The sequence below is a fragment of the Streptomyces sp. DSM 116795 genome (genome assembly GCF_055792905.1).
Genome location: NZ_CM147707.1, coordinates 3,640,277 through 3,667,098, shown reverse-complemented (window position 1 = coordinate 3,667,098; position 26,822 = coordinate 3,640,277). Strand labels below are relative to the sequence as shown.

The following is a 26,822-nucleotide window of genomic DNA, read 5'->3' as shown; positions in this document are numbered from 1 at the left end:
AGGGCTGCCACAGTTGTGGGCACAGGTTGCGCATCGGGTCACGGAACGGGCACTGCGCTTGACGTACCGGAGCCCTCCGGCAGACTTGTGCCGGTACGAGAATCAGTGAGCAGCAGCGAGTTTCCGGGGCTGGAAATCTGCCCTGAAAAAACTGTGCGGGGGCATGCCGCCGAGGGGGAGCAGTCAGATGAGTGACGACGGCGGTCAGGCAGCCGCGGAGTACGCGGGCCGCACGGTCGGCGGCGGCCGCTTCCAGCTGCAGAGTCTGCTCGGCGCCGGCGGCATGGCATCGGTCTACCTCGCATACGACTCCGTGCTCGACCGCCAGGTCGCGGTCAAGACCCTCCACACCGAACTCGGCCGTGAACAGTCCTTCCGCGAGCGCTTCCGCCGCGAGGCACAGGCTGTCGCGAAGCTCACACACACCAACATCGTCTCGGTCTTCGACTCCGGCGAGGACGAGATAGACGGCGCGATGGTGCCGTACATCGTCATGGAGTACGTCGAGGGCAAGCCGCTGCGCTCCGTGCTGGACGAGGACATCGCGAAGTTCGGCGCGATGCCCACCGAGAAGGCGCTGAAGATCACCGGCGATGTGCTGGCGGCACTCGAGGTCAGCCACGAGATGGGGCTGGTACACCGGGACATCAAGCCCGGCAACGTGATGCTCACCAAGCGCGGCGTGGTCAAGGTCATGGACTTCGGCATCGCGCGTGCCATGCAGTCCGGCGTCACGTCGATGACGCAGACCGGCATGGTCGTGGGCACGCCGCAGTATCTGTCGCCGGAGCAGGCGCTGGGGCGCGGCGTGGACGCCCGTTCCGACCTGTACTCGGTCGGCATCATGCTCTTCGAACTGCTCACCGGGCGGCTGCCGTTCGACGCCGACTCCCCGCTGGCCATCGCGTACGCGCATGTGCAGGAGGATGCGCCCACGCCCTCCGCGATCAACCAGTCGCTGACGCCCGCGGTCGACGGCCTCGTGGCGCGGACGCTGAAGAAGAACCCGAACGAGCGCTTCCCGTCCGCGGAGACGATGAACCAGGAGTGCACCCGCCTCGTCCGGCAGGCGGCGGCCGCCGCCTCTCCGTCCATCGTGCAGGGCGGTCCGGTCGCGCAGAGCGGCGCGGGCCTGGGGCACGCCGTCTTCCCGCCGGTGGGCGAGGGCACGCCGCCGCAGGGAGCGCAGCCCTACCAGCCGCAGCAGCAGTACGGCGGGTTCGGGCCCTCGACGCCTCCGCCGCCCGCCACTGCTCCGATGGGCCAGTACGCGCCGGCGCCTTACGGTGCGCAGCAGGGCGGCGGGCAGCACACGCCTCCCCCGTACACGCTCTCCCCGCAGCCCCCGGGGGGCGGCGGGCGGAAGAGCAACACCCCGGTGATCGTCGGCTCGGTGATCACGGTGGCCGTGGCGGTGATCGCGGTGATCGTCGCGGTGCTGTTCTCCACCAGCAGCGACGAAGACCCGGAGGCCGACAGCGAGCCGATCCCCACTACCGCCGCCCCGGAGAACCGGCAGTCACCCGAGGCCGGTTCGGGCGGGAGCACCGGCGACGACGACCCCGACGGCTTCAAGCCCGAGGACAAGTCGAAGACAATCGAGACCACCCGCTGCACGAACGCGTCCGACAGCTACTCGGACAAGGGCAAGAAGATCGTGCCCGACTTCACCTACAAGAACCTGGACTCGGTGAAGAAGTGCATCAGCGCGGCGGGCTGGAAGCTCGGCGAGATCTCACGCGAGGACGAGAACATCTGGGGCAAGAACATGGTCCTGGAGCAGTCCCCTGACGGCATCGAGTACTTGGACCCGGAGAAGGACGAGATCGAGCTGACCGTCTCCACCGGCAAGCCCGCCGACTGACGGGCCCGCACCGCAGGTGCCCGCAGTCGGCCGTGCAGGCCGGGGCGCCCGACGCGCACCGCACGCGCCGGGCGCCCCTTCTTTTGCTGCCTACGCGGGGGCGGACTCCGCGGGCTCCGCGGGCCGCCGGACCTCCACCGTCCGGAAGCGGTCGGCGACGAACGCGCCGTCGCACAGCGCCGCGTTGGCCGCGGGATTGCCGCCGGAGCCATGGAAGTCGGAGAAGGCCGCGGTCTGGTTCACATAGACCCCTCCGGTGAGGTTGAGCGAGAGCTGCGCGCACTCGTCCATGCAGGCGTCCTCGATCAGGCGCTCGGCTGCCGGGGACGTCGTGTACGCGCCGACCGTCATGGCGCCCTTCTCACGCACCGTGCGCCGCAGCAGAGCGACGGCGTCGGCGGTGGAGTCGACCGCGACGGCGAAGGAGACCGGCCCGAAGCACTCCGAGAAGCACGCCGCCTCCGACTCCGGCTTCGCGGACTCCAGCTTCACCACGGCCGGCGTGCGCACCGTCGCACCGGGAAAGTCGGGGTGCTCCACCGGACGGGATTCCAGGGCCACTTCGCCGAGCGAGGCCGCCGACTCGACGCGCTCACGCACCTGGCGGCTGACGATGGCGCCCAGGATCGCGTTCGCACGGGCGTCGTCCCCGAGCAACTTGCCCACGGCGGTGGCGAGATCGGCCACCACCTCGTCGTACGACTTCTCGCCCGCGTCCGTGCTGATGCCGTCGCGCGGGATCAGCAGATTCTGCGGGGTGGTGCACATCTGGCCGCTGTAGAGCGAGAGCGAGAAGGCGAGATTGCCGAGCATGCCCTTGTAGTCGTCGGTGGAGTCGATGATCACCGTGTTGACCCCGGCCTTCTCTGTGAAGACGCGGGCCTGGCGGGCGTTGCCCTCCAGCCAGTCGCCGAAGGCCGTCGAGCCCGTGTAGTCGATGATGCGGATCTCAGGGCGGACCGCCAGCTCCTTGGCGATGCCCTCGCCCTCCCGCTCGGCCGCCAGCGCCACGAGGTTCGCCTCGAAGCCCGCCTCCGTGAGCACCTCGCGGGCGATACGGACCGTCAGCGCCAGCGGCAGGACCGCACGCGGATGCGGCTTGACCAGCACCGGGTTGCCCGTGGCGAGAGAGGCGAAGAAGCCCGGGTAGCCGTTCCAGGTGGGGAAGGTGTTGCAGCCGATCAGCAGCGAGACGCCGCGGCCCACCGCCGTGAACCGCTTGTCGAGTTCGAGAGGGTCGCGCTTGCCCTGCGGCTTGGACCAGGCGGCGGTCTCAGGGGTGCGCACCTGCTCCGCGTAGGCATAGGCGACGGCCTCCATGCCGCGGTCCTGGGCGTGCGGGCCGCCCGCCTGGAGCGCCATCATGAAGGCCTGGCCGCTGGTGTGCATCACCGCGTGCGCGAACTCGTGCGTACGGGCGCTGATGCGGGCCAGGATCTCCAGGCAGACCGCCGCCCGCACCTCGGGCCCCGCCGCCCGCCAGGCCGGCATCGCCTTGCGCATCTCGGGGAGCAGCACGTCGAGGTCGGGGCGCGGATACTCGATGCCCATCTCCAGGCCGTACGGCGAGACTTCGGTCGACGCCCAGCCGCCCTGCGGACCCGCCGTGCCAGGCTGGCCCTCGATCTCGAAGCGGCCGCCGCGCAGCGCGTCGAAGGCGGCCTGGCCCTGCCCGGCGCTCAGCGAGCCCGCAACCGCGGACTCCTCCCCGTACGCCTTGGGGTGCTCGGGGTGCGGCGACCAGTACTCGCGGCTGCGGATCGCCTCCAGCGCGCGGTCGAGCGTGGGACGGTGCTTCTCGGTCAGCCGGGCCGCGGCGAGCGCGGTGCTTCCGGCCGTAGTCGCGGTGGTGGTCACGGGTGCGGTCACGAACGACCAACTCCTCGTCGAAGCTGGGGGCTGGGTGGCCAGCACCCCTCCCGGCAAGCTTTGCCCTGTCGCGCCGCCCTGCACGCACGCTCGCTGCGTTGGCCAAAAGCCCTGGTAGCTCCGCTACAAGGCCTTCCGGCCGCCTTGCGATCGCACGCACCGGACGACGCTCCTTTACGGGCAAACATTGCCGGTCACGGCACTGGCGCTGTCTTGCGCTGCATCGCCTGCCCGCCCCGCTCGGATGTGCGGGGTGTGCAGGCCCCGCATGGCTGCGCGGGCTGTCGGTCCTGCAGCAACAGGTAGATACTGCTACCGAACGATCGGTCGGTGCAAGGGGGACGGTGAGCCTGTGGACAACGCGGATAGCATCGGCCGCATGCCGGTCAAGCGCGACACCTACACACCCGATTCGCTGCTGAAAGTCGCCGTGGAGGTGTTCAACGAGCGCGGTTACGACGGCACGTCGATGGAGCATCTCTCGCAGGCCGCCGGTATCTCGAAGTCGTCGATCTATCACCACGTACGCGGCAAGGAGGAGCTGCTGCGCCGGGCGATAAGCCGGGCCCTCAGCGGGCTGTTCGGCGTCCTCGACGAGCCGCGTGCCCGCGAGGGCCGCGCGATCGACAGGCTGGAGCACGTCACCCGCCGCACCGTCGAGGTGCTGATGTCGGAACTGCCGTACGTGACGCTGCTGCTGCGGGTCCGCGGCAACACGGACACCGAGCGGTGGGCGATGGCCCGCCGCCGGGAGTTCGACCAGCGGGTCTCGGAACTGATCAAGCTGGCGGTGGCGGAGGGCGATCTGCGGGCCGATGTGGACGTACGGCTGGCGACCAGGCTGCTGTTCGGCATGATCAACTCCATCGTGGAGTGGTACCGCCCCTCGCGTGCCGGGCGTGGAGGCACCGCCACCAGCGACGAGGTGGCGGAGGCCGTCGTGCGTACCGCCTTCGCGGGGCTGCGCAGCTGAGCCGCTCCCCTGATCCGGGTGCGCGGCCCGTGCGCGGCCCGTGCGCGGCCCTGCCGGTCTCAGCCCGCTCCGGGCGGCCCGGCGTCCACGAGGACGCCCGGGTTGAGGATTCCCCGCGGGTCGAGGGCCGACTTGGCGGCCCGCAGGGCGAGTGCGAACGGCTCGGGACGCTGCCGGTCGTAGCCGGGCCGGTGGTCCCTCCCGACGGCGTGATGGTGGGTGACGGTGGCGCCGTGCCTGCCGAGCGTCTCCATGGCCGCGCTCTTGATCTCGTCCCACATGGCCACCTCCTGGCCGCGGCGGCCGGCGGCGATCACCGTGAAGTACGGGGCGGGTCCGTCCGGATACACGTGCGTCAGGCGGCAGTTGACCAGCCCGGGGCTGCCGGTGATCTCCCGCACGGCGGCCGCGGTCCCGGTGCGGACCGCCTCGTACAGGCCGGGGAACCGGTCCCAGGTGCACGCCGTCTCGAAGGTCTCGGTGATCGCGCTCATCCGCGCCAGCCCGTCCCGCAGATACGGCATGCGTACGAACGCGGACCGCCAGGCGCTCACGGCGGCGTCCCGGTCCCCCCTGCTGCCGTCGCCTTCGCCGGTGTCGCCGTCGCCGCCGCTCCCGGCGGCGCCGCCGGACGCGGGGAGACGCCCGCCGTGGTCGGCGGCGAGGGTGCACAGCTCCGCCAGCCGCCCGTCCACCGGGTGGTGCGCGGACTCCACGCCCAGCACCAGCACGCTGTCCCCGCCGTGCGCCGCGCCCGCGAGAGCGGCCTCGCCGGGGTCGAGCAGCCTGCAGTTGGCCGGGTGGAGGCCGGACTGCGAGATCGCCCGTACGGCTTCCGCAGCGTCCGCGAAGTCCGTGAAGAGCACGGCGGCGGAAGCCTTGTGCACGGGACGGTCCTGCAGCCGCATCCACGCCTCGGTGATCACCCCGAGGGTCCCCTCGGAGCCGAGGAAGAGCCGGTCGGGCGACGGGCCCGCCCCCGAACCGGGCAGCCGCCAGGACTCGGATGTGCCGGCGGGAGTGACCACGCGCATCGACTCGACGAGGTCGTCGATGTGGGTGTGCAGCGTCGCGTAGTGCCCTCCGGCGCGGGTGGCCAGCCAGCCGCCCAGCGTGGAGAACTCGAAGCTCTGCGGGAAGTGCCGCAGCGTCAGACCTCCGCCGTGGTCGCGGAGTTGCTGCTCCAGTGCCGGCCCGAACACGCCCGCCTGGATGCGGGCCGCCCTGCTGGTCGTGTCCACCTCCAGCACCCGGTCCATCGCGGACAGATCGAGCGAGACGACTCCGGAATGGTCGCCGCCGCGGTATTCGACGCCGCCGACGACCGAGCTGCCGCCGCCGTACGGGATCACCGCGGCGTTCCGCGTGCCCGCCCAGTCGAGCAGGTCCACCAGCTCCGCCTCGGTGCGCGGAAAGGCGACGAGATCGGGCGCGGCGGTCAGATCGCCGTGCAGGGCGCGGACGATGTCGCGGTACGCCTTGCCGTAGGTGTGGGCGGCACGCTCCGCCGTACCGTCCGAGACCAGGTGCGCGAGCGAGCCGGGTGCTTGCAGGCGCGGAGGCGCGAGGGTGAGGGCGGCGGCGTCGGGCACCGGCAGCGGTCCGGACGGCAGCCCGGGAAGCATCGCGGCGAGAGCGGCGCACTCGCTGTCCGGCAGCGCCTTGTCCGTACGTCCCCAGCCCCACCAGGACCTGCCCGCCGCGGTCGTGCCGCCGGTCGGCGTGCTCCGCGTACTGCCTGGTGAATGCTCTGCCGCCATGGAGGCCCTCCGCTCGCTCCGGCCGGCCGCGGCATCTCCACGGCCTGCCGCGGACGGGCCCCGGCGGCCCCGGCGGCCCCGGGGGCCCCGGGGGTCCCCGGCAGTCCCGGCGCGCGCGGACGGATCGCTGGAGGGTAATGACGCCGGCGCACCGGTCGCAAGATCCGCAGCGCCGCCGCATCGGCTCCACGCAAAGCAACGTCCACGGACATGAACGCCGGGCACCTTGTCGTCACGCCGTGCCGCCGCGCGGCACCCGCGCGCCCCTGACCACGGTTTCGCCCTCATGCCCACGACGACAGAGGTCTTGACGGGCCGATTCCGCACTTCTACGTTGTGTCCGCCAGCATGGACTGCATTCTCATATGTGGACAGTCATATGTGGAAACCTCCCCGCCGAACATCCGCCGCCGGCCCCGACGGGCGCAGGCCCAGGAGGAATGAGATGCCCGTGCCCCCGAAGCCCGAGGCACCCCGGGAGAAACGGACGCGGGGCCCGCTCCTGCCCTCAGCCCGGCCCCGGCTCCGGCTCCGCGCCGCCCTGCGCCGCCGGAGGCGCACGGCCGTCGCGCTGCTCGCCGCCGGCTCGGCCGTCCTCGCCTCCTCCTGCACCGTCGCCAACAGCGACTCGCTGGGCGGCAGCGGCTCAGGGCTGCGCATCGTGCTGCCGGAGGAGCCGCCGACGCTCGAACCCTGCGAGTCCTCCCTCACCTCGACCGGCGTGGTCGTCCGCTCCAACATCACGCAGCCGCTGATCGAACGGGACGCCCGCTCCGGCGACCTCTCCCCGCTGCTCTCCACGGGCTGGAAGCGCACCTCGGACACCGAGTGGACGTTCACGATGCGCAAGGGCGTCGCCTTCCAGGACGGCACCGGCTTCGACGCCCGCGACGCCGCCTACTCCATCGAACGCGCCGTCAATTCCGACCTCGGCTGCAACGTCGACGGCTACGTCTTCGGCGACGCCCCCCTCGACGTGAAGGCCGTCGACGGCACGACGCTGACCGTGGAGAGCGAGGAGCCCGACCCGATCCTGCCGCTGCGCCTGTCCTTCGTCGAGATCGTCCCCACCTCCACCGGGACGGACAAGAAGGTACGCAAGCCGGTCGGCACCGGCCCGTACGAGATCGGACGCTGGGACACCGGCCTCAAGCTGCGCCTCGACCGCAACAAGCGCTACTGGGGCAAGACCCCCGCGTACGAGAACGTCACCTACCAGTGGCGGACGGAGGGCACCGTACGGGCGGCCATGGTCACCAGCGACGAGGCGGACATCGCGCTCAAACTCGGTCCGCTGGACGGCGCCGGAGACCTCGGCGTCAACCACCCCAACAACGAGACGACGGCGCTGCGCCTGTCCGGCGAGGAGCCGCCGCTGGACGACCGGCGGGTGCGGCAGGCGGTCAACTACGCGCTCGACAAGCGCGGCATCGTCAAGTCGCTCTTCAGCGGCCTCGGTGAGCCCGCCGGACAGCTCGTGCCGCCCGGCGTGCTCGGTCACAACCCCGCGATCAAGCCGTGGCCGCACGACCTGAAGAAGGCCAGGGCGCTGGTGAAGGCCGCCAAGGCCGACGGCGTGCCGACGGACAAGCAGATCCTGATGGTCGGACGCCACGAGCTCTTCCCACGGGTCTCGGAGACGGCGGAGGTGCTCCAGGAGCAGCTCACGCAGGCCGGCCTGAACGTCAAGCTCAAGATGGTCGACGAATCCGCGCACCTCGAATACCAGCTCAGGCCGTTCGTGCCGGACGCCGGACCGGTCGCGCTGCTGATGCAGCACGGCAACCAGGCGGGCGACGCGGCCTTCACCGTCGACCAGTACATGACCTCCAAGGGCGCGCAGAGCGTGATGGGCACCGAGGACTTCGACGAGACGCTCGCCGAGGCGGGCCGCAAGTCCGGCGAGGAGCGGCAGAAGGCCTACGCGGCGCTGCTGAAGCAACAGAACGGCGAGATCACGCAGTTCGCCCACATCGCCCACATGCGCGGCGTCGTCGCGATCTCTCCCCACGTGTCCTACGAGCCGGACTCGGCCACCAACGACGAGATGCGTCTCGCCGAAGTACGGCCCAAGGGCTGAGAGGAGAAGCCGGTGATCACCTTCCTGCGGCGCCGTACCCTCTCCAGCGTCATACCGCTGGTGGTCGTGGTGCTGGGCGTCTTCTGCCTCGCCCGGCTGACGGGCAATCCGGCCAGTCTCTATCTGCCGCTCAACGCGACCGACCGGATGCGGGCGGAGTTCGCCGAGCGCAACGGCTTCGACCAGCCCCTCTTCTCCCAGATGCTCGACTATCTCGGCGGCGTGGTCCGGCTCGACTTCGGCGAGTCGCTTCGTACGGGGCAGGAAGCCGGCCGCATGGCGCTCGACGCCTTCCCCGCCACGCTTCAGCTCGCCGGGTTCACGATGCTGATCGCGGTCGGCGGCGCGGCCGTCGTCGGAAGCTGGGCGGCGCTCAAGCCGAACGGCCTCGCGGACCGGGTGTGCAGCACGATGTCGATGGTCGCCGCGAGCGTGCCGGACTTCTGGCTGGCCATCGTGGGCGTGTGGATCTTCGCGGTCACGCTGGGATGGCTGCCGACCTCGGGCGTGACGGCCCACGGGATCTGGATTCTGCCGGTGGCCACCCTGGCGGTGCGGCCGTTCGGCGTCCTGGTACAGGTCGTGCGGGGGGCGATGGTCTCCGCGCTCTCCTCCCCGTACGTCAGGCTCGCCCGCAGCAAGGGTGCCGACAACCGCCGCGTGGTGACCCGCCACGCGCTGCGCAACGCGGCCGCACCGGCGCTGACGGTGGCCGGGGACCTGACGGTCGGCCTGGTCAACGGCGCGGTCGTGGTCGAGACGATCTTCGGATGGCCCGGCATCGGCAAGCTCATGATCGACTCCATCCTGCAGCGGGACTTCGCGGTGCTGCAGGCCGCGGTCCTCGTGACGGCCGTGGCGATCTTCGTCCTGAACATCCTCATCGACGTCTGTTACGCGCTGCTCGACGCGCGAGTGCGGCAGCCCGTCGAGGCGACGTGACGAGCGGCGGCGTGAGGAGACGTGGCGTGACGAGCCGCGACGTGACGAGCCGCGACGTGACGAAAGGAGGCCCGATGTCACACACGGCACACGGCCGGAGCGACGCGTCCGAAGCGGGCGGGGCGACCGGCGGACCCGAGGCGGGCGGGGCGGCCGGTGCTGCGGACGTGTCCGCGCGCGAGGCCGGGCCCTCCGGCGGTTCCGGAGGCTCCGGCGGGACCGGGCCCTCCGGTGCGACCGGTGCTGCGGAGCGCGGCACGGACGGCCCCGGGCTGCTGCGGCTGCTGCTGCGCGACGGCGGGGCCGTCCTGGCCGCCGGCACCCTGCTGGTGGTCGCGCTGACGGCGGTGTTCGGCCCCTGGCTCATGGGAGACCTGGCCACCAGGCAGAACCTAGACGCGGTCAGCACCGCGCCCTTCCACTCCGACCAGGGCTGGGCCTACGTCCTCGGCAGCGACTCCCTCGGCCGCTCCATGCTCGCCCGGCTCGTCGTCGCGACCCGCACCACGCTCTCCGTGGCCGTCCCCGCCGTACTGATATCGCTGGTCGTCGGCTCGGCCTGGGGCATGTGGGCGGGATATCACCGCGGGCGGCGCGAGACCCTCTCGATGCGGATCGCCGACATCATCCTCAGCTTCCCGTCGCTGCTGCTCGCGGTCGTCGTCCTCTACGTCTTCTCGCCGAGCGCGGCCAACATCGTCGCGATCCTCGCCATCGCCCGCATACCGGTCTATCTGCGCACCGCGCGCGCGGAGTCGGCGGAGCTGCAGAGCCGGCTGTTCGTGGACGCGGCACGCACGTTCGGCACCCGCAGCGGCGCGATCATCCGCAGGCACGTGCTGCCGACGGTGCTGCCGACCCTGCTGACGGTCGCGACCGTCGACTTCTGCTTCGTCATGCTCTCGGAGTCCTCGCTGAGCTTCCTCGGCATCGGCATCCAGCCGCCCGACATCAGCTGGGGCCTGATGACCGCTCAGGGGCGGCAGTATCTGCAGACCTCGTGGTGGATGTCGATCTTCCCGGGGCTCGCGATCGTGATCACGACGGTCTCGGCGTCCGTACTGGCGGCCTGGTTCCGCCTGGCCACCGACCCCGCCCAGCGCCGTCTGCTGGGGCTGCCCCGTAGGAAGCGCCCGTCCAGCAGGTCCAGCAGCTCCGGCAAGTCCGGCAAGTCCGGCGAGGAGGTACGGCGATGAGCACCGAGGCGAGCACCACCGCCCCCGAGGCTCCCGGGGAGGAGCCCGCCGCCGCGCTGGAGGTGACAGGGCTGAGCGTGCGCATCGACACCGCCCGTGGCCCGGTACTCGCGGTCGACGACGTGGGTTTCTCGGCCCTCTCCGGGGAGACGCTCGCACTGCTCGGAGAGTCCGGCTGCGGCAAGAGCATCACCGCGCAGGCGATCGCCGGGCTCCTCGACCCGGTCGCCGAGGTCGCGGGCGGCGAGGTACGGCTCGGCGACACCGACCTGCTCGGGCTCGCGCCCGCCGCCCGGCGCGCGATGGCGGGACCCGAGCTCGCGATCGTCTTCCAGGACGCGCTGACCGCGCTCAACCCCGTCTACACGGTGGGCACTCAGCTCGCCGAACCCTTCCGCATCCACCAGGGCCTCGGCGCCCGGGCGGCACGCGAAGAGGCCGTCGCGCTGATGCGCCGTGTGGGGATACCGGAGCCGGAGAACCGGGCGGGGGACCATCCGCACCAGTTCTCCGGCGGCATGCGTCAGCGCCTGCTGATCGCGATGGCCGTGGCCCTCGGCCCGCGCGTGCTGCTCGCGGACGAGCCGACCACCGCCCTCGACGTGACCGTCCAGGCGCAGATCATGGAGCTGCTGCGGGACCTGCGTACGGAGCACAGCATGGCCGTCGTGCTGATCACGCACGACCTCGCGCTCGTCGCGGAGCAGGCGGACCGGGTGGTGGTCATGTACGCGGGGAGCGTGGTCGAGACCGGTCCGGTGCGTGAGGTCTTCGGCCGGCCCCTCCACCCGTACACGCGAGGGCTGCTGGAGTCCGTACCGTCGGCGGGGCCGGGCGCGGACGGCACCGGCGCGGAAGGCTCCGACACGGACGGCTCCGGCTCGGACAGCACCGGCCCGGGCGGTGCCCCGGCCCGCGCCCGCGCGCTCCCCTCGATCCCGGGCGCCCCTCCCGACCTCCACTCGATTCCCGACGGCTGCGTCTACCAGGACCGCTGCCCGCTGGTGCAGGACGTCTGCCGCACCCGCCGGCCCGCCCGGGAGGCCACCGGTGACGGCCGTACGTCCGCGTGCCACTTCTGGAAGGAGCTGAGCCATGGCTGAGCAGGAGCAGGCCGGTTCCCTGCTGGAGGTCTCGGAGCTGTCCAAGACCTTCCGCGTCGCCAAGGGCTCCTCCGGCGGGAGCGGACGGCTGCGCGCGCTCGACTCCGTCTCGCTGACTCTCGGACGGGGCGAGACGCTCGGTCTGGTGGGCGAGTCCGGCTGCGGCAAGTCCACACTGGCGCGCACGCTGCTGCGGCTGGAGCGCCCGGACGGGGGCCGCGTCCGCTTCGACGGCGTGGACCCCTTCGGCCTCAAGGGGAAGGAGCTGCTGGCCTGGCGGCGGCGGATCCAGATGGTCTTCCAGGACCCCTTCGCCTCGCTCAACGCCCGCATGACGGCGGCGGAGATCATCAGCGAGCCCTGGACGGCGCACAAGGACCTCTGCCCGACGGCGCGGGAGAGGGACGGACGCGTACGCGAACTGCTCGAACTCGTGGGCCTGCGCCGCTCGGACGCCGGCCGGCACCCGCAGGAGTTCTCGGGCGGCCAGCGGCAGCGCATCGGCATCGCACGTGCGCTCGCCCTCGACCCGGACGTCGTCGTCTGCGACGAGCCCGTCTCGGCGCTGGACCTGTCCGTGCAGGCCCAGGTCGTCAATCTCCTCGCCGACCTCCAGCAGCAGCTGTCGGTGTCGTACCTGTTCATCTCGCACGACCTTTCGGTGGTACGGCACATCGCGGACCGCGTAGCGGTGATGTACCTGGGACGGATCGTGGAGACGGGCGGCACGGGAGCCGTTCTGGACCGGCCGCTGCATCCGTACACCGCGGCGCTGACTGCGGCGGCTCCCGTACTGGACGTTTCGGGGGCGCGCGGCGGGCGACGGCGGACTGTGCTGGAGGGCGAGATCCCGTCGCCGACGGACCCGCCTTCGGGCTGCCACTTCCGCACCCGGTGCGCCCGTGCGCAGAGCCTGTGCGCCGAGCAGGTGCCCCTGCACGGGACTTCAGGCGGCGAGGAGGCGGGAGCGCACGCCGCAGGGCACAGCGCCGCGTGCCACTTCCCCCTTGACGGGAGCCCTCTCGACGGGAGCCCCCTCGACGGTCGCGCCGGAACCCCGGGGGAGGGCACCGGGGAAGGCACGGCGGAGGGAGTTCCGCACACGGTGCTGCCGTGACCGGCCCCGACTTCGCGCTCGTCGCGGTAGCCGTCACCGCCGCCTCGTGCCTTCAGGCGTCCATCGGCTTCGGCATCGGGATGCTGGCGGCGCCCGTGATCGCCCTCGTCGATCCGACTCTCATCCCGGGGACGATCATCATGCTCGCGACCGTGGTCACACTGCTGATCACGATCCTCGACCGCACCCACCTCGAACTCGCCGGCACGGGCTGGGCGCTGGCCGGGAGGCTGCCGGGCTCGGTGCTCGGCGCGCTGCTGGTCGCGGCGCTGCCGTCCAGGATGCTGGCGCTGCTGGTCGCCGCGACGGTGCTCACGGGCGTCGTGGTGACGGCGGCCGGCTGGCGGCCGGGACCGCGGCGGCTGACGCTTCTCTCGGCGGGCGCGATCTCGGGGGTCATGGGTACGGCGACCTCCATCGGCGGCCCGCCCATGGCCCTGGTCTGGCAACGCTCGGAGGGAGCGCGGCTGCGCTCGAACATGAGCGCGTTCTTCCTCGTGGGGTCGGTGGTGTCGCTGGCCGCGCTGTGGCTGAACGGCGAAGTGGACGCTTCGACGGCGGGCGCGTTCGCGGCGCTGCTGCCGGCGGCCGTCGCCGGGTGTCTGCTCTCGCGCCTCGTCAATCGCAGGCTGAACCGCGAACGCCTCCGGTGGACGGCTGCCGCGGTCTCGGTCGCGGGCGCCGCGACGCTCGTTCTGCAGCAGTTCCTCTGACGGGCAGCCAGGGGCAGACGAACAGGCGCGGCGAAGGACGGTGCGCGGGGACGGTCACAAAGGCCACCGGCGGACGCGGCGGGATCGTCCCCCGCTTCCCTGCGGTCAGCCGGCGGCCGCGCGCACGACGTTCCGCAGCGGCCGTCCCCGCGCCAGCAGCCCGATGTTCTCGGCTATCTCACGCGCCCGTCCCTCGAAGGTGTCCCGGGTGTGGCCGGAGTGATGCGGCGTCAGGACGACGTTCTCCAGCTTCTCGAACGGGTGGCGCGAAGGGATCGCACGACCCTCTCCCTGGGCGTCCCACCACACATCGAGCGCGGCCCCCGCGATCGCGCCGCTGCTGAGCGCGGCGAAGGCGGCGTCCTCGTCCACGACGGGCCCGCGGGCGACGTTCACGAGGAACGCGGTGGATTTCATGGCGCGGAACTCCTCCGCGCCGACAAGGCCGCGGGTCTCCTCGGTGAGCGGTGCGCTGACGACGACGGCGTCGGAGGTGGCCATCAGCCGGTGAAGGTCGCCCACGCCGCCCGTCCAGTCCAGTACGACACCGCCGGGAGCCGGGGCGTGCGGGTTCCTGCGCACCGCCTGTACGCGCATGCCCATGGCCGACGCCAGGCGCGCGGTGTTGATCCCGATCTCGCCGAGGCCGATGAGTCCGACCGTCCGGCCCTGGAGGGTCGTTCCGAAATCGGCCGCGGGGTCGGTGGCGACCGTGCGCCAGAGCCCGGAGCGCAGCTCACGCTCGGCCGTCAGCACCCTGCGGGAGAGCATCAGGAGGCACATCAGCACGTGTTCGGAGACGGAACGCCCGTGGTGGAAGGTGTTGGCCACCGCGGTGCCCGGGGCGAGCGCGTCGAAGGGGATGCCGTCGCACCCCGCGCCGCTGACCTGCACCAGCCGCAGAGCGGAGCCCGCCTCGGCCATCTCCGCGGTCATTCCGGCACCGGTGCAGACGAGGACGTCGGTCTCCGGCAGGGCTTCGAGGATCTCGGCGGGAGGGAGGCCGGCGGCCGTCGTCCAGATGTGGCCGTCACCGCCGCCCGAGGTCAGCTCGTCCGCGAAGCGGCTGATGATCCCGTCCGTGACGAGGACGCGCAGCACCTCCGGCGGTGGCGTGCCCTGTGGCCGGGAGGACGAGGGTGTCGGTGCGGCCACTGGGGTCGTCCCTTCGGTGCGCGGCGCGTACCTTCGCTACGGGACACCGAGTCTGCCAGCTGTTCACGGATAGAGACAATATCCAGTCTGGTTTCACGTATGTGACTCAGGTGACTCAGATGTCCGGCTCGAGATGGGTCTCCTCGAAGACGAGCAGGGTGCGCGTGCTGATCACCTCCGGGATCGACTGGATCCTCGTGAGGACTAGGTCACGCAGCGACCTGTTGTCGGCGGTGTGCACCAGCAGCAGTACGTCGAAGTCTCCGCTGACCAGCGCCATGTGCGCGGCCCCCGGCAGCCGCAGAAGCTTCTCGCGGACACTGCGCCAGGAGTCCTGCACGATCTTGAGGGTGATGTACGCGGACGCGCCCTGCCCCGCCCGCTCCTCGTCGATGCGGGCGCTGAAGCCCCGGATCACGCCGTCGTCCAACAGCCGGTTGATGCGGGCGTAGGCGTTGGCGCGGGAGATGTGGACCTGATCCGCCAGGGCCCGTACGGACATCCGGCCGTCGGCGCGCAGCAGCCGAAGTATCTCCCTGTCGACGGGGTCGAGCGGACGGGCCGGGGGACGGCGGTCCAGAGCCTCCGCGCCTTCCGGGACCGGTCCCCCGGGTCCGCCGGCGGAATCGGCAATCTGTCCGTCCGGCATGCCCTGTGGCCTCCCCTGGTTGGACGTCTTGCCTCCATCGAACGCACGGTCGCTCAACTTGTCCACAGCCTGACCCCGCCTGTAGCCAAAATGTGCCGGCAACCGAACAATCGGTAGGGGAGCACAGCGGCAACGCGCTTCCACGCCCATCGGGGCCTGTCCGGGTACCCGCGCCCGGACAGGCCCTGGAGCCCCACGACCGGCGACCCGGCGACCGGCCACGAGCCACCGAGAACCCCGAGACGACCCGAGGCAACCCGAGGCAACTCCGCAGCCCTGGCAGTCCCCACTGAGTGAGGTGCTCACCATGACCGTTCTCGAGCAGTCCGGTGCCTACCACCTCGCACCGCCCCCGGCCTGGCGCCCCCGTCGCGACCCTGCTCCCCTGCTGCCCGACCGGGAGCCGCTGCGGCTGCTCGGCACCGGCGCGGAGCTGGACGGCGATCTGCTCCGCGAGCTGTACGGACAACTGGTTCGCGGCCGCCGCTTCAACCAGCAGGCCACAGCGCTGACCAAGCAGGGCCGCCTCGCCGTCTACCCGTCCTCCACGGGCCAGGAGGCCGCCGAGGTCACGGCGGCGCTGGCCCTGCGCGAGCAGGACTGGCTCTTCCCCAGCTACCGGGACACGCTCGCGGCCGTCGCCCGCGGCCTCGACCCGGTGGCGGTGCTGTCGCTGCTCCGCGGCGACTGGCACAGCGGGTACGACTCGCGCGCGAGCCGCGTCGCCCCCCTCAGCACGCCGCTGGCCACCCAGCTGCCGCACGCGGTGGGGCTGGCGCACGCGGCCCGCCTCAAGGGCGACGACGTCGTGGCGCTCGCGATGGTGGGCGACGGCGGCACGAGCGAGGGCGACTTCCACGAGGCGCTCAACTTCGCGGCCGTATGGCAGGCCCCCGTCGTCTTCCTCGTGCAGAACAACGGCTTCGCGATCTCCGTACCGCTGGCGAAGCAGACGGCGGCCCCGTCCCTCGCGCACAAGGCGGTGGGCTACGGAATGCCGGGCCGGCTCGTCGACGGCAACGACGCGGCGGCGATGCACCTCGTACTCACGGACGCCGTCGAACGGGCCCGCAGGGGCGAGGGACCCTGCCTGGTCGAGGCGGTGACGTACCGCCTCGACGCGCACACCAACGCCGACGACGCCACTCGCTACCGCGAGGCCGCCGAGGTGGACGCCTGGCGCGAGCACGATCCGGTCGTGCTGATGGAACGGGAGCTGCGCACGCGAGGGCTCCTCGACGACGAGGGGGCGCAGGAGGCACGCGAGGAGGCGGAACGGATGGCGGGCGACCTGCGTGAGCGCATGCACCAGGAGCCGGATCTGCATCCGATGGATCTCTTCGACCATGTATTCGCCCACAGGACCGCGCAGTTGCACGAGCAGGCCGAGCGGCTGCGCGCGGAGCTCGAGGCCGCCGAGGCGGAGGGGACCCCGGCGGCCGGAGAGCACCGCAGCGACGCCGAGCAGTACAAGGACGAGCAGGGGAGCCGGAAATGAGCACGGCGACGGGCACGTCGTTGCAGCCCGGTGCGCAGCCGCCCCGGGAGTCCGCGCGCAAGCCGTCCACGATGGCTCAGGCCCTCAACCGCGCGCTGCGCGACGCCCTCGCCACCGACCCGGACGTGCATGTCTTCGGTGAGGACGTCGGCACCCTCGGCGGCGTCTTCCGCGTTACGGACGGTCTGGCGGAGGAGTTCGGCGAGGACCGCTGCACCGACACCCCGCTCGCCGAGGCCGGCATCCTCGGCACCGCGGTCGGCATGGCCATGTACGGCATGCGGCCCGTGGTCGAGATGCAGTTCGACGCCTTCGCCTACCCCGGATTCGAGCAGCTCGTCTCGCACATCTCGCGGATGCGCAACCGCACGCGCGGCGCCCTGCCGATGCCGCTGACGGTGCGGGTGCCGTACGGCGGCGGAATCGGCGGCGTCGAGCATCACAGCGATTCCTCCGAGGCGTATTACATGGCCACGCCCGGCCTGCACGTCGTCACGCCGGCCACCGTCGCCGACGCGTACGGGCTGCTGAGGCACTCCATCGCGAGCGACGACCCGGTGATCTTCCTGGAGCCCAAGCGGCTGTACTGGGGCAAGGACGACTGGTCGCCGGAGCAGCCGGACGAGGTGCCGGAAATCGGCCGCGCGGTGGTCCGCCGCCCGGGCACGTCGGCGACGCTGATCACCTACGGGCCGTCATTGCCCGTCTGCATGGAGGCCGCGGAGGCGGCGGCCAGGGACGAGGGCCTGGAGCTGGAAGTCGTCGACCTGCGGTCGCTGGTGCCGTTCGACGAGGAGACGGTCATGGCGTCCGTACGGCGCACGGGGCGGGCCGTCGTCGTGCACGAGTCGACGGGCTTCGCCGGTCCGGGCGCGGAGGTGGCGGCACGCGTGAGCGAGCGCTGCTTCCACTACCTGGAGGCGCCGGTGCTGCGCGTCGCGGGCTTCGACATCCCGTATCCGCCGCCGATGCTGGAGCAGCACCATCTGCCGGACGTGGACCGGGTGCTGGACGCGGTCGCACGGCTCCAGTGGGAGAGCGAATGGCGTGCCGGCGAGGACGCGGGACCGGCCCTGAACCTCGGGGGAGGGGGACGCTGATGGCTTCCGTACGGGAGTTCACGCTCCCCGACCTGGGAGAAGGCCTTACGGAGGCGACCGTCGTGCGATGGCTGGTGGCCGTCGGCGACGTGGTGGCGGTGGACCAGTCCGTCGTCGAGGTCGAGACGGCCAAGGCACTCGTGGACGTCCCCTGCCCGTACGGCGGAGTGGTCACCGCGCGCTACGGCGACGAGGGCGCGGAGATCCCGGTCGGCACTCCGCTGCTGACGGTCGCCGTGGGGGCGTCGCAGCAGGAGACGCGGCCCGCCACCACGGGCCGTACGGACGCGGCGGCCGGCGAGGACGAGAACGTGCACGCGGACACGGACGCGGACGCGGACGGGGATGCGGAGCACGTGCACGCAGAGGCTGAAAGCTCCGGAAACGTCCTGGTCGGTTACGGCACAGGAGCCCCGGCAGGCCGCCGTCGACGCTCCCGCCCCGTCGACGGCTTCGGGCCGCCGGCGGCCGCGGCCCCTGCTCCGCCGCCCGCTCCCAGAGCGGCGGAGCAGGGCCCGGTCGCCGTCATCTCACCGCTCGTACGGCGCATCGCCCGCGAGCACGGCCTGGATCTGCGCGGAGTCACCGGCACGGGCCCCGAAGGGCTGATCCTCCGCGCGGACGTCGAGCGCGCGGCGGGAACCCGCGAAGCGACCGGGCAGACCGCGCCGCGGTCGGCACCTCTGCCGGCGGCCCTGCCCGCGACGCAGCAGGCCGACGCCCCGGCGGCGACGGGTCCCGACACGGCCACGCGCATTCCGCTGACCGGCTTCCGCGGCACCGTCGCCGACAAGCTCTCGCGCAGCCGCCGCGAAATCCCCGACGCCACCTGCTGGGTCGACGCCGACGCGACCGAACTGCTCGCCGCCCGCCGGGCGATGAACGATCACGCCTCCGCACAAGGCGCGTCCAAGGTCTCGCTGCTGGCGCTCCTCGCCCGCATCTGCACGGCCGCGCTCACTCGCTTCCCGGACCTGAACGCGACCGTCGACACCGAGGCCCGCGAGATCGTGCGCCGCGCCGAGGTGCATCTGGGGTTCGCCGCACAGACCCCCCGCGGGCTCGTCGTCCCGGTGGTACGGGACGCGCACACGCTGGACGCCGTCCGGCTCGGCGAGGAGATCGCGCGGCTGACCGAGTCGGCGCGGAACGGCGAACTCACACCGGGCGACATGACCGGCGGCACCTTCACGCTCAACAACTACGGCGTCTTCGGCGTCGACGGCTCGACCCCGATCATCAACCACCCCGAGGCCGCGATGCTCGGCGTCGGCCGCATCGCCGAGAAGCCGTGGGTACACCAGGGGGAGCTGGCGGTGCGCCGCGTCGTGCAGTTGTCCTTCACCTTCGACCACAGGGTGTGCGACGGCGGTACGGCGGGCGGCTTCCTGCGCCATGTCGCGGACTGCGTGGAACAGCCCGCGGTGCTGCTCCGTACGCTCTAGTGCGTGACACCTGACGCACACGCGTACACGCACGACGCCGTCGTCCTCGCGGGCGGCGGCGCCAGGCGCCTCGGCGGCACGGACAAACCGTCGCTGACCGTCGGTGCCCGCACCCTCCTCGACCGTGTGCTGTCCGCGTGCGCCGACGCGTCCACGACGGTCGTCGTCGGTCCGCGCAGACCCACGTACCGGCCGGTGTCGTGGGTGCGGGAGGACCCGCCGGGCGGCGGGCCGCTGACGGCGCTCGACGCGGGGCTGCGCGGAGTCACCGGCGAGACGGTGCTCGTCCTCTCCGCCGATCTGCCGTTCCTGCGGCCGGAGACCGTACGCGCGCTGCTGGCGGAGGTCGACGCGGCGCCGCGCGCGAAGGGGCGTACGGGCGCGGCTGCGGGCGCGGATGCGGACGCGCACCCGGCCCCGGCCCCGGCCCCGGACACGGACACGGCCACTGACACGGCCACTGACGAGGACCCGGTGGGGCACGACGCCGGGGACCGCGCCGAGGGTGCGCTGGTGAACGACGGCCGTGACCAGCCGCTGCTCGCCGTATACCGCACCGAATCGCTCCGCCGCGAACTGGCCCTGCTGCGCACCGAATACGGAAGCCTCACGGGTCTCCCCTTGCGGCTGCTCCTTCCTGAGCTGAGACTTCGTCGCATCGACATCGCCGTTGGCCGTCGACCGGCCACATCGGACGCCCTCGACTGCGACACCTGGGAAGACGTCGCCGCCGCCAGGGCCCGTATCAGGGAGCATGACACCGTGCTGGACGAATGGATGGCCGCAGCGAAGGCCGAACTCGGCGTCGAACTCGACGTCGACACCGCCGCACTCCTCGATCTGGCACGCGACGCCGCGCACGGCGTCGCCCGCCCTGCCGCCCCGCTGACGACCTTCCTCGTGGGTTACGCCGCAGCCCAGCGCGGCGGCAGCCCTCAGGACGTCGCGGAGGCCGCGGACAAGGCGGCCCGGCTGGCGGCGCGTTGGGCCGAGGAGAGCGAAGAGGAGCAGGGCGAAGGCCGATGAGCGGCGCCGACGAACTCGACGAGGCCATCGCGCTGGCGAACGACGCCGCCGGGGCGCGCCGGGGCGGCCGGCGCGGCGCTCCGGGGGCCGGTGAGACGCCGCGGCCCCGCGCCGGCGGCGAGAGCACCGGCGACGACGAACTCGCGGCACCGGACTGGCTCACCCCCGCCTCGGCCCCTCGCGACGACCGCGCCGGCGGCAGCAGCAGGGGCGGACGCGGACCGGACAGCGGCAGCGGCAGCGGCAGCGGCAGCGGCAGCGGCAGCGGCAGCGGCAGCGGCAGCGGCAGCGGCAGCGGCAGCGGCAGCGGGCAACGTGCCGCCCGTACGGCGAGGAACGACGACCAGGCACGCGCACAGGTGGCCGGTGGCCGCTCCCGTACCCATGCCCAGGCACACGACGTCCCCTGGCCCGATGCCCGCGCCTACGCCGCACGGGCCGCCACCCCCCTCCCCTCCCGCACCCTCCCCCTCGACCAGGCCCTGCACCACACCCTCGACACCCCGCTCGACGCCCTCACCGACCTGCCGTCCTTCGACACCTCCGCGATGGACGGCTGGGCCGTCGCGGGCCCCGGCCCCTGGACGCTGGCGGAGGACGCCACAGGCACCGGCATCCTCGCGGGCGCGCGGTCCGAGCCCCGTCCGCTCCCCGACGGCCGGGCCGTTCGCATCGCGACGGGCGCCCGCATCCCGCCCGGTGCGAGCGCGGTGCTGCGCTTCGAGTACGGCGAGACCGACGGCCGCCGGCTGCGCACGACGCGGCGGCCCGAGCCCGGTACGGACATCCGGCCCCGCGGCCAGGAGTGCCGTTCCGGCGACCGGCTGCTGCCCGCCGGGACACCCGTCACGCCGGCCGTGCTCGGTCTCGCCGCCGCCGCGGGCTACGACAGGCTGACCGTCACCAGGCGCCCCCGTGCCGAAGTCCTCGTACTGGGCGATGAGTTGCTGCACCGCGGCGTGCCGCACGAGGGACGCATCCGCGACGCGCTCGGCCCGGCGGTCGCGCCCTGGCTGTCGGAGCTCGGTGCCGACGTGATCGTCACCAGGCGCCTGGGGGACGACGCCGAGGCGCTCCACGAAGCGGTCGCCACGACCACCGCGGACCTCCTCGTCACCACGGGCGGCACGGCCCGCGGCCCCGTCGACCATCTGCGTCCCACGCTGGCCCGGCTCGGCGCGCGGCTCCTCATCGAGGGCGTACGAGTACGGCCGGGCCACCCCATGCTGCTGGCCCGCCTGCCGCGGCGCGGTGAGCCCGGCAGGGAGGGCGGCGGTACGGAGGGCGGCGGTACGGAGGGCAGCGGTACGGAAACCGCCGAAGGCCCGTTCCTGGTCGGCCTGCCCGGAAACCCGCTCGCGGCCCTGTCCGGACTGGCGACGCTCGCCGCTCCGCTGATCCGCACGCTCGGCGACCGGCCGGCACGTGCGGAGCTGTCCGCCCGCATCACCGACGACGTCCAGGGGCATCCGCGCGACACACGGCTCGTGCCGGTCGACTTCTCGCCCTCGCCTTCGCGGGCGCGTCCCCTCCACTACAACGGCCCCGCGATGCTCCGCGGCATCGCCACCGCCACCGCCCTCGCGGTCGTACCGCCGGGCGGCGCCCGCTCCGGCACCGACGTGCAGGTGCTGCCGCTCCCGTGGGTCGCCTGGTGAAAGGAACGTCCCAGGTGAGCGACCAGTACCGGATTCTGCTGCCGCGGTCCGAGGTCAGCCCCCAGCTCCAGGTCGGGCGCCGCCTCCTCACGGCGCTCGCGGTGCTCGCGACGACCGCCCTTATCGTCTACCTCGACCGCGACGGCTACAACGACAACGGCGACCCGGGCGGCAAGGTCTCCTTCCTCGACGCCGTCTACTACACGACCGTCACCCTCTCGACCACCGGCTACGGCGACATCGCGCCCGCGAGCGACAGCGCCCGCATCGCGAACATCCTGCTCGTCACACCGCTCCGCATCCTCTTCCTGATCATCCTCATCGGCACCACTCTCGAGGCGCTCACCGACCGCACACGGGAGCAGTGGCGCCTGTCCCGCTGGAGGTCCCAGTTGCGCGACCACACCGTCGTCGTCGGCTTCGGAACGAAGGGCCGCTCGGCGGCACAGACCCTGCTCTCCACCGGCGTGCGCCGGGACCGGATAGTTGTCGTCGACCCGAGTCACCACGTGGCGAAGGCCGCGAGCGACGAGGGCTATGTGAGCGTCGCCGGAGACGCCACCCGCAGCGACGTACTGTCGCGCGCCGAGGTCCGGCGCGCCAAGCAGATCGTCATCGCGACGCAGCGCGACGACACGGCGGTGCTGGTCACACTCACCGCACGCCAGCTCAACCGGCGCCTCAAGATCGTCGCCGCGGTGCGGGAGGAGGAGAACGTGCCGCTGCTGCGCCAGTCCGGCGCGGACTCCGTGATCACGAGCGCCAGCGCCGCCGGCCGGCTCCTCGGGCTCTCCGTGCTCAGCCCGAACGCCAGCTCCGTGATGGAGGACCTCATCCAGCAGGGCTCGGGACTCAGCCTCACGGAGCGTCCCGTGACCAAGGCAGAGGCCGGGCGGCATCCGCGGGAGTGCAAGGACCTGGTGGTCACGGTCGTACGGGGCCACCGGCTGCTCGGTTACGACGATCCGCAGGCGGACCCGCTCCAGTCCACCGACCGCGTCGTGGTGATCCAGCGTGCGGCGGCGCAGCAGCGGCCGGAAGGGCACCTCGGCAGCACCGACCCGACCCATGGGGGCACTGCCCACGCCGACGGCAGCGGGGGAGGTTCCGGCACCGGCGGGAACTCCGACGGTCCCGGCGTCGTGGGCTTCTGGCGCAACGAACGCGGGGAAGGCCGCTGACAACGGCGCCGGCGGCCGCCCCGCCCCGCCCCGACCCGGCCCGGACCGGTGCCGCACCGGCACTGGCAGCGCGGTGAGTTGGGACACGGACCGCCGCACCCGCGGCGAACGGCGTAAGCCCGTGGGCGTCCGAGAGGCCGCGCCAGGACGGGAGTTGGGAAGGCCGCTGAACGCCGGAGAACGCCGGACGTACGGGCATGCCCCAGCACCGGACCGCGCGGGGCGGTGCCGTACCGACATGGCCTGGGAGTAGCGTCGGCCGCATGGGTACGTCCAACTCCACGATGCACGCGGTCACCATTCCCGAACCAGGCGGCCCCGAGGCCCTCGTCTGGGCCGAGGTCCCCGTCCCCGAACCCGGCGAGGGCGAGGTGCTCGTCGAGGTCGCGGCGAGCGCCGTCAACCGCGCCGACATCCTCCAGCGGCAGGGCTTCTACGATCCGCCGCCCGGCGCCTCCCCCTACCCCGGCCTCGAATGCTCCGGCCGGATCTCGGCGCTGGGCCCCGGCGTGAACACCTGGGCCGTCGGCGACGAGGTCTGCGCACTGCTGGGCGGCGGCGGTTACGCCGAGCAGGTCGCCGTCCCGACCGGCCAACTGCTGCCCGTACCGGAGGGCATCGACCTCCGGACCGCCGCGTCGCTTCCCGAAGTGACCAGCACGATCTGGTCGAACGTCTTCATGGTCGCCCACCTCCGTCCCGGCGAGACGCTGCTCGTGCACGGCGGCGGCAGCGGTATCGGCACCATGGCGATCCAGCTGGCGAAGGCGGTCGGCGCACGGGTCGCGGCCACCGCCGGCAGCAAGGAGAAGCTGGAGCGCTGCGCCGAACTGGGCGCGGACATCCTGATCAACTACCGCGAGCAGGACTTCGTCGAGGAGGTGCGCGCGGGCACGGACGGCCAGGGTGCCGACGTGATCCTCGACATCATCGGCGCCAAGCACCTGGAGCAGAACATCAAGGCGCTCGCGGTCAACGGCCGTCTCGCCATCATCGGCCTCCAGGGCGGACGGAAGGGCGAGTTGAACCTCGGCGCCCTGCTCGCCAAGCGGGCCGCCGTGACGGCGACTTCGCTGCGTGCCCGGCCCGCCGCGGAGAAGACGGCGATCGTCGCGGCCGTACGTGAACACGTGTGGCCGCTGGTCTCCGACGGCCGGGTGCACCCGGTGGTGGACAGCACCGTCCCCATGAGCCGCGCCACGGACGCACACAGGGCCATGGAGGAGAGCACCCACGTGGGAAAGATCCTTCTCACTCCCTAGAGCACGATCCCTGAAGCACGACGGACGGACACGTCCGCACAGAGACCCTTCCGGATGCCGGATTTGCCCAATTATGTAACGCTGATTGCATTATTGGACGATCCTTAACGGGAGGGTCTCTGCCGTGCGGCACAGACGCCATACCCCCACCCCCACTCACACCCGTACGCTCCGTGCGGCCGCCGGGCTGCCGTGCGCCGCCGCGCTGCTGATCGCAGCGCTCACCGGAGCGGCACCCGCCCAGGACCCGCACAGGGACGGGGAGCGGAGCGCCGCCGTGGCGAGCGAGGACCGCCGGGCCCCGGCGAAGTCCCCGGACCGGCACGGCACTTCGCACGTCCAGCCGTCCCACGGGACCACGCCCGGTCCGGGCCCGTACGGCACCCACGAGCAGGGCGGCGCCGGCGACGACGGCACGCTCTTCGGCACACACGACCGCCACGAAGGGGACCCGGACGCCCCCGTCGCCCCGGAGGACGGCTCCGTGCCCTCCTCCGACCGCCACCCGCCCACGACCGCCGCCACCGGCGAGGTCTCCCCCGTGCTCCCGCTGGGCGCCGGCATGACGCTGATCGGGCTGGGACTCGCCCTGACCGCCTTCGGGTTGAGGCGCGCCTGACGCCATGGGAACGCAGGTACGGGCGCTCCCCGGCGGGGTGTGCACCGTCCCGGTGCGGACCGGGCCCGGGCCCGTACGGAGCCCTGGGGGGAACTCGGCGAACATGCGGCGTGGGCATGCGTGCAGAATGGGGTCATGACACAGCCGAGCAACGAACGGCCAAAGGAGAACCAGCACGTACTGGTCGTCGGACCGGACGGCATGGCGCTCGGCAGCGCCGACTCCAGGGCCGGTGGCGAGGACGGCGACGAGCAGACCGAGGTCCCCGTCACGGAGATGGTCGAGCAGCCCGCGAAGGTCATGCGCATCGGCAGCATGATCAAGCAGCTGCTCGAAGAGGTGAAGTCGGCACCGCTGGACGAGGCGAGCCGGGTGCGGCTGAAGGAGATCCACACCAGCTCCATCAAGGAGCTGGAGGACGGTCTCGCGCCTGAGCTGATCGAGGAGTTGGAGCGGCTCTCGCTGCCGTTCACCGAGGACACGGTCCCGACGGACGCGGAACTGCGCATCGCGCAGGCGCAGCTGGTGGGCTGGCTCGAAGGGCTCTTCCACGGCATCCAGACGGCTCTCTTCGCCCAGCAGATGGCGGCGCGCGCACAGCTGGAGCAGATGCGCAGGGCGCTGCCGCCGGGGACGCTCCCCGAGGACGGCACGCTCGGCGACGAGGAGCCGGGGCGCCCGGCCCGCTCGGGCGGCCCGTACCTGTAGGGCGGCCGGGGGCGGCGCGCACGCAGGGGCGGCCCGTCGGCGGGTGTACCTCCGCAGACGCTCAGCCCTCTGCGGGCGCTCGGCCGTGCACCGGGTCCTGGCCGGGCCCGCCGGGTGCCGGAGTCCGTCCCGCCATCCAGTGGTAGAGCGTCATCGCGACGCTGGTGGCGAGGTTGTAGCTGGAGACCTGCGGCTGCATCGGCAGGGCCACCAGGTGGTCGGCGCGCTCGCGCAGCGCGTCCGACAGACCGTGCCGCTCGGAGCCGAACGCCACGAGTGCGTCGTCGGGCAGTTCGAGGCCGCGCAGGTCCCGGCCGTCCGGGTCGAGCGCGTACAGCGGCCCCGGCGGCAGCGCTGACGGCTCGCACCTGCGTACCGCCGTCGCGAAGTGCAGCCCCGCGCTCGCCCTGACCACGTTGGGATGCCACGGGTCGACGGTGCCCGTGGTGAGGACGCCGGCCGCGCCGGCTCCGGCGGCGAGCCGGATCACCGCGCCCACGTTGCCCAGATGACGGGGATTGTCGAGCACGACCACGGGCGACGTGCGGTCGTCCGCGACGCGGCCGCCGCCGCGCACCGCGAGCGCGGCGACGCCGGTGGGGTGCGGGCGGGGCACCAGCCCGTGCAGCGCCCCCGGGGGCACCTCCCGCAGCAGGCCGTCCAGCGTCCGGGTCAGATCGGGGGCGAGCCCGCCCGCGAGGTCGAGCGCCGCGGCGCGGTCCTCCGTCAGCGCGAGAGGGACCCGCGCCCCGAAGCGCAGGGCGTGCTTGAGCGCGTGGAAGCCGTCCAGCAGCACGCAGTCCTCCGCCAGTCCGCGCCACTGCCGCAGCAGCGGCACCGCACCGGCGCCGCTGCCGTGCGGGGCGGCTTCGGCCACCCCCGGGTCCTCTCCGCCGGTCATGGC

22 protein-coding genes are annotated in these 26,822 nt (G+C 72.6%); 17 read left to right on the top strand and 5 right to left on the bottom strand.

All coding sequences use genetic code 11. From position 1 onward, the window contains the following. The first annotated feature begins 187 nt into the window (after positions 1–187). Positions 188–1,864, top strand: a complete 1,677-nt coding sequence (locus ACSMXX_RS15780; protein ID WP_473179332.1) for a protein kinase domain-containing protein — start codon at positions 188–190, stop codon at positions 1,862–1,864. Between the two features lie 90 nt (positions 1,865–1,954). Here ACSMXX_RS15780 and paaN read toward each other — a convergent pair whose 3' ends face one another. Then, positions 1,955–3,721: a phenylacetic acid degradation protein PaaN gene (paaN, locus tag ACSMXX_RS15775; protein ID WP_473184805.1), complete on the bottom strand. Its 1,767-nt coding sequence runs from the start codon at positions 3,719–3,721 to the stop codon at positions 1,955–1,957. Positions 3,722–4,112: 391 nt separating this feature from the next. On the opposite strand from paaN, the gene ACSMXX_RS15770 reads away from it, so the two are divergent. After that, on the top strand, positions 4,113–4,706 hold the full coding sequence (locus tag ACSMXX_RS15770; RefSeq protein WP_473179331.1) for a TetR/AcrR family transcriptional regulator: 594 nt from the start codon (positions 4,113–4,115) through the stop codon (positions 4,704–4,706). A gap of 59 nt (positions 4,707–4,765) precedes the next feature. On the opposite strand, the gene ACSMXX_RS15765 is transcribed toward ACSMXX_RS15770, so the two are convergent. Then, a complete protein-coding gene (locus ACSMXX_RS15765) occupies positions 4,766–6,466 on the bottom strand; it encodes an FAD-binding oxidoreductase (protein WP_473179330.1) in 1,701 nt (566 codons plus the stop codon). Positions 6,467–6,911: 445 nt separating this feature from the next. Here ACSMXX_RS15765 and ACSMXX_RS15760 point away from each other — a divergent pair, with 445 nt between their 5' ends. The 6 genes from ACSMXX_RS15760 to ACSMXX_RS15735 all read left to right on the top strand — a co-directional run bounded on the left by ACSMXX_RS15760 (position 6,912) and on the right by ACSMXX_RS15735 (position 13,617). Continuing rightward, positions 6,912–8,546: an ABC transporter substrate-binding protein gene (locus tag ACSMXX_RS15760; protein WP_473179329.1), complete on the top strand. Its 1,635-nt coding sequence runs from the start codon at positions 6,912–6,914 to the stop codon at positions 8,544–8,546. Positions 8,547–8,558: 12 nt separating this feature from the next. Next, positions 8,559–9,488, top strand: coding sequence for an ABC transporter permease (locus tag ACSMXX_RS15755; protein ID WP_473179328.1), 930 nt, complete (start codon positions 8,559–8,561; stop codon positions 9,486–9,488). 74 nt (positions 9,489–9,562) lie between these two features. Then, the gene (locus ACSMXX_RS15750) at positions 9,563–10,684 is read left to right on the top strand and encodes an ABC transporter permease (RefSeq protein ID WP_473179327.1); all 1,122 of its coding nucleotides are present in this window, start codon (positions 9,563–9,565) and stop codon (positions 10,682–10,684) included. Beyond that, positions 10,681–11,787, top strand: coding sequence for an ABC transporter ATP-binding protein (locus ACSMXX_RS15745; RefSeq protein ID WP_473179326.1), 1,107 nt, complete (start codon positions 10,681–10,683; stop codon positions 11,785–11,787). The genes ACSMXX_RS15750 and ACSMXX_RS15745 overlap by 4 nt, the downstream gene beginning before the upstream one ends. After that, on the top strand, positions 11,780–12,904 hold the full coding sequence (locus tag ACSMXX_RS15740; protein WP_473179325.1) for an ABC transporter ATP-binding protein: 1,125 nt from the start codon (positions 11,780–11,782) through the stop codon (positions 12,902–12,904). The genes ACSMXX_RS15745 and ACSMXX_RS15740 overlap by 8 nt, the downstream gene beginning before the upstream one ends. Next, positions 12,901–13,617, top strand: coding sequence for a sulfite exporter TauE/SafE family protein (locus ACSMXX_RS15735; RefSeq protein WP_473179324.1), 717 nt, complete (start codon positions 12,901–12,903; stop codon positions 13,615–13,617). The genes ACSMXX_RS15740 and ACSMXX_RS15735 overlap by 4 nt, the downstream gene beginning before the upstream one ends. A 105-nt stretch (positions 13,618–13,722) precedes the next feature. On the opposite strand, the gene ACSMXX_RS15730 is transcribed toward ACSMXX_RS15735, so the two are convergent. Together ACSMXX_RS15730 and ACSMXX_RS15725 are read right to left on the bottom strand one after the other, a co-directional pair. Next, entirely contained in the window at positions 13,723–14,772 is a 1,050-nt protein-coding gene (locus ACSMXX_RS15730; protein ID WP_473179323.1) for a 2-hydroxyacid dehydrogenase, read from the bottom strand. A gap of 115 nt (positions 14,773–14,887) precedes the next feature. Then, a complete protein-coding gene (locus ACSMXX_RS15725) occupies positions 14,888–15,421 on the bottom strand; it encodes an Lrp/AsnC family transcriptional regulator (protein ID WP_473179322.1) in 534 nt (177 codons plus the stop codon). A 307-nt stretch (positions 15,422–15,728) separates the two neighbouring features. On the opposite strand from ACSMXX_RS15725, the gene pdhA reads away from it, so the two are divergent. The 9 genes from pdhA (at position 15,729) to ACSMXX_RS15680 (ending at position 25,918) form a co-directional block, all read left to right on the top strand. Beyond that, positions 15,729–16,919 (top strand): pyruvate dehydrogenase (acetyl-transferring) E1 component subunit alpha, encoded by a 1,191-nt coding sequence (gene pdhA / locus ACSMXX_RS15720; RefSeq protein WP_473179321.1) that lies wholly within the window; start codon positions 15,729–15,731, stop codon positions 16,917–16,919. Next, positions 16,916–18,019, top strand: coding sequence for an alpha-ketoacid dehydrogenase subunit beta (locus ACSMXX_RS15715; RefSeq protein ID WP_473179320.1), 1,104 nt, complete (start codon positions 16,916–16,918; stop codon positions 18,017–18,019). The genes pdhA and ACSMXX_RS15715 overlap by 4 nt, the downstream gene beginning before the upstream one ends. Further along, the gene (locus tag ACSMXX_RS15710; protein ID WP_473179319.1) at positions 18,019–19,464 is read left to right on the top strand and encodes a dihydrolipoamide acetyltransferase family protein; all 1,446 of its coding nucleotides are present in this window, start codon (positions 18,019–18,021) and stop codon (positions 19,462–19,464) included. The genes ACSMXX_RS15715 and ACSMXX_RS15710 overlap by 1 nt, the downstream gene beginning before the upstream one ends. A 3-nt stretch (positions 19,465–19,467) precedes the next feature. Further along, positions 19,468–20,490: a DUF6457 domain-containing protein gene (locus tag ACSMXX_RS15705; RefSeq protein WP_473179318.1), complete on the top strand. Its 1,023-nt coding sequence runs from the start codon at positions 19,468–19,470 to the stop codon at positions 20,488–20,490. Next, the gene (locus ACSMXX_RS15700; protein WP_473179317.1) at positions 20,487–22,148 is read left to right on the top strand and encodes a molybdopterin molybdotransferase MoeA; all 1,662 of its coding nucleotides are present in this window, start codon (positions 20,487–20,489) and stop codon (positions 22,146–22,148) included. Before ACSMXX_RS15705 ends, ACSMXX_RS15700 begins: the two co-directional genes overlap by 4 nt. Positions 22,149–22,162: 14 nt before the next feature. Further along, complete coding sequence (locus tag ACSMXX_RS15695; protein ID WP_473179316.1) at positions 22,163–23,329, top strand: potassium channel family protein; 1,167 nt, start codon at positions 22,163–22,165, stop codon at positions 23,327–23,329. A gap of 284 nt (positions 23,330–23,613) precedes the next feature. Further along, the gene (locus tag ACSMXX_RS15690) at positions 23,614–24,591 is read left to right on the top strand and encodes an NAD(P)H-quinone oxidoreductase (protein ID WP_473184804.1); all 978 of its coding nucleotides are present in this window, start codon (positions 23,614–23,616) and stop codon (positions 24,589–24,591) included. 124 nt (positions 24,592–24,715) lie between these two features. Then, the gene (locus ACSMXX_RS15685) at positions 24,716–25,210 is read left to right on the top strand and encodes a hypothetical protein (protein WP_473179315.1); all 495 of its coding nucleotides are present in this window, start codon (positions 24,716–24,718) and stop codon (positions 25,208–25,210) included. A gap of 135 nt (positions 25,211–25,345) precedes the next feature. Further along, positions 25,346–25,918, top strand: coding sequence for a bacterial proteasome activator family protein (locus ACSMXX_RS15680; RefSeq protein ID WP_070009071.1), 573 nt, complete (start codon positions 25,346–25,348; stop codon positions 25,916–25,918). Positions 25,919–25,979: 61 nt separating this feature from the next. On the opposite strand, the gene ACSMXX_RS15675 is transcribed toward ACSMXX_RS15680, so the two are convergent. Then, positions 25,980–26,819 (bottom strand): TrmH family RNA methyltransferase, encoded by an 840-nt coding sequence (locus tag ACSMXX_RS15675; RefSeq protein WP_473179314.1) that lies wholly within the window; start codon positions 26,817–26,819, stop codon positions 25,980–25,982. Positions 26,820–26,822: the final 3 nt, after the last annotated feature.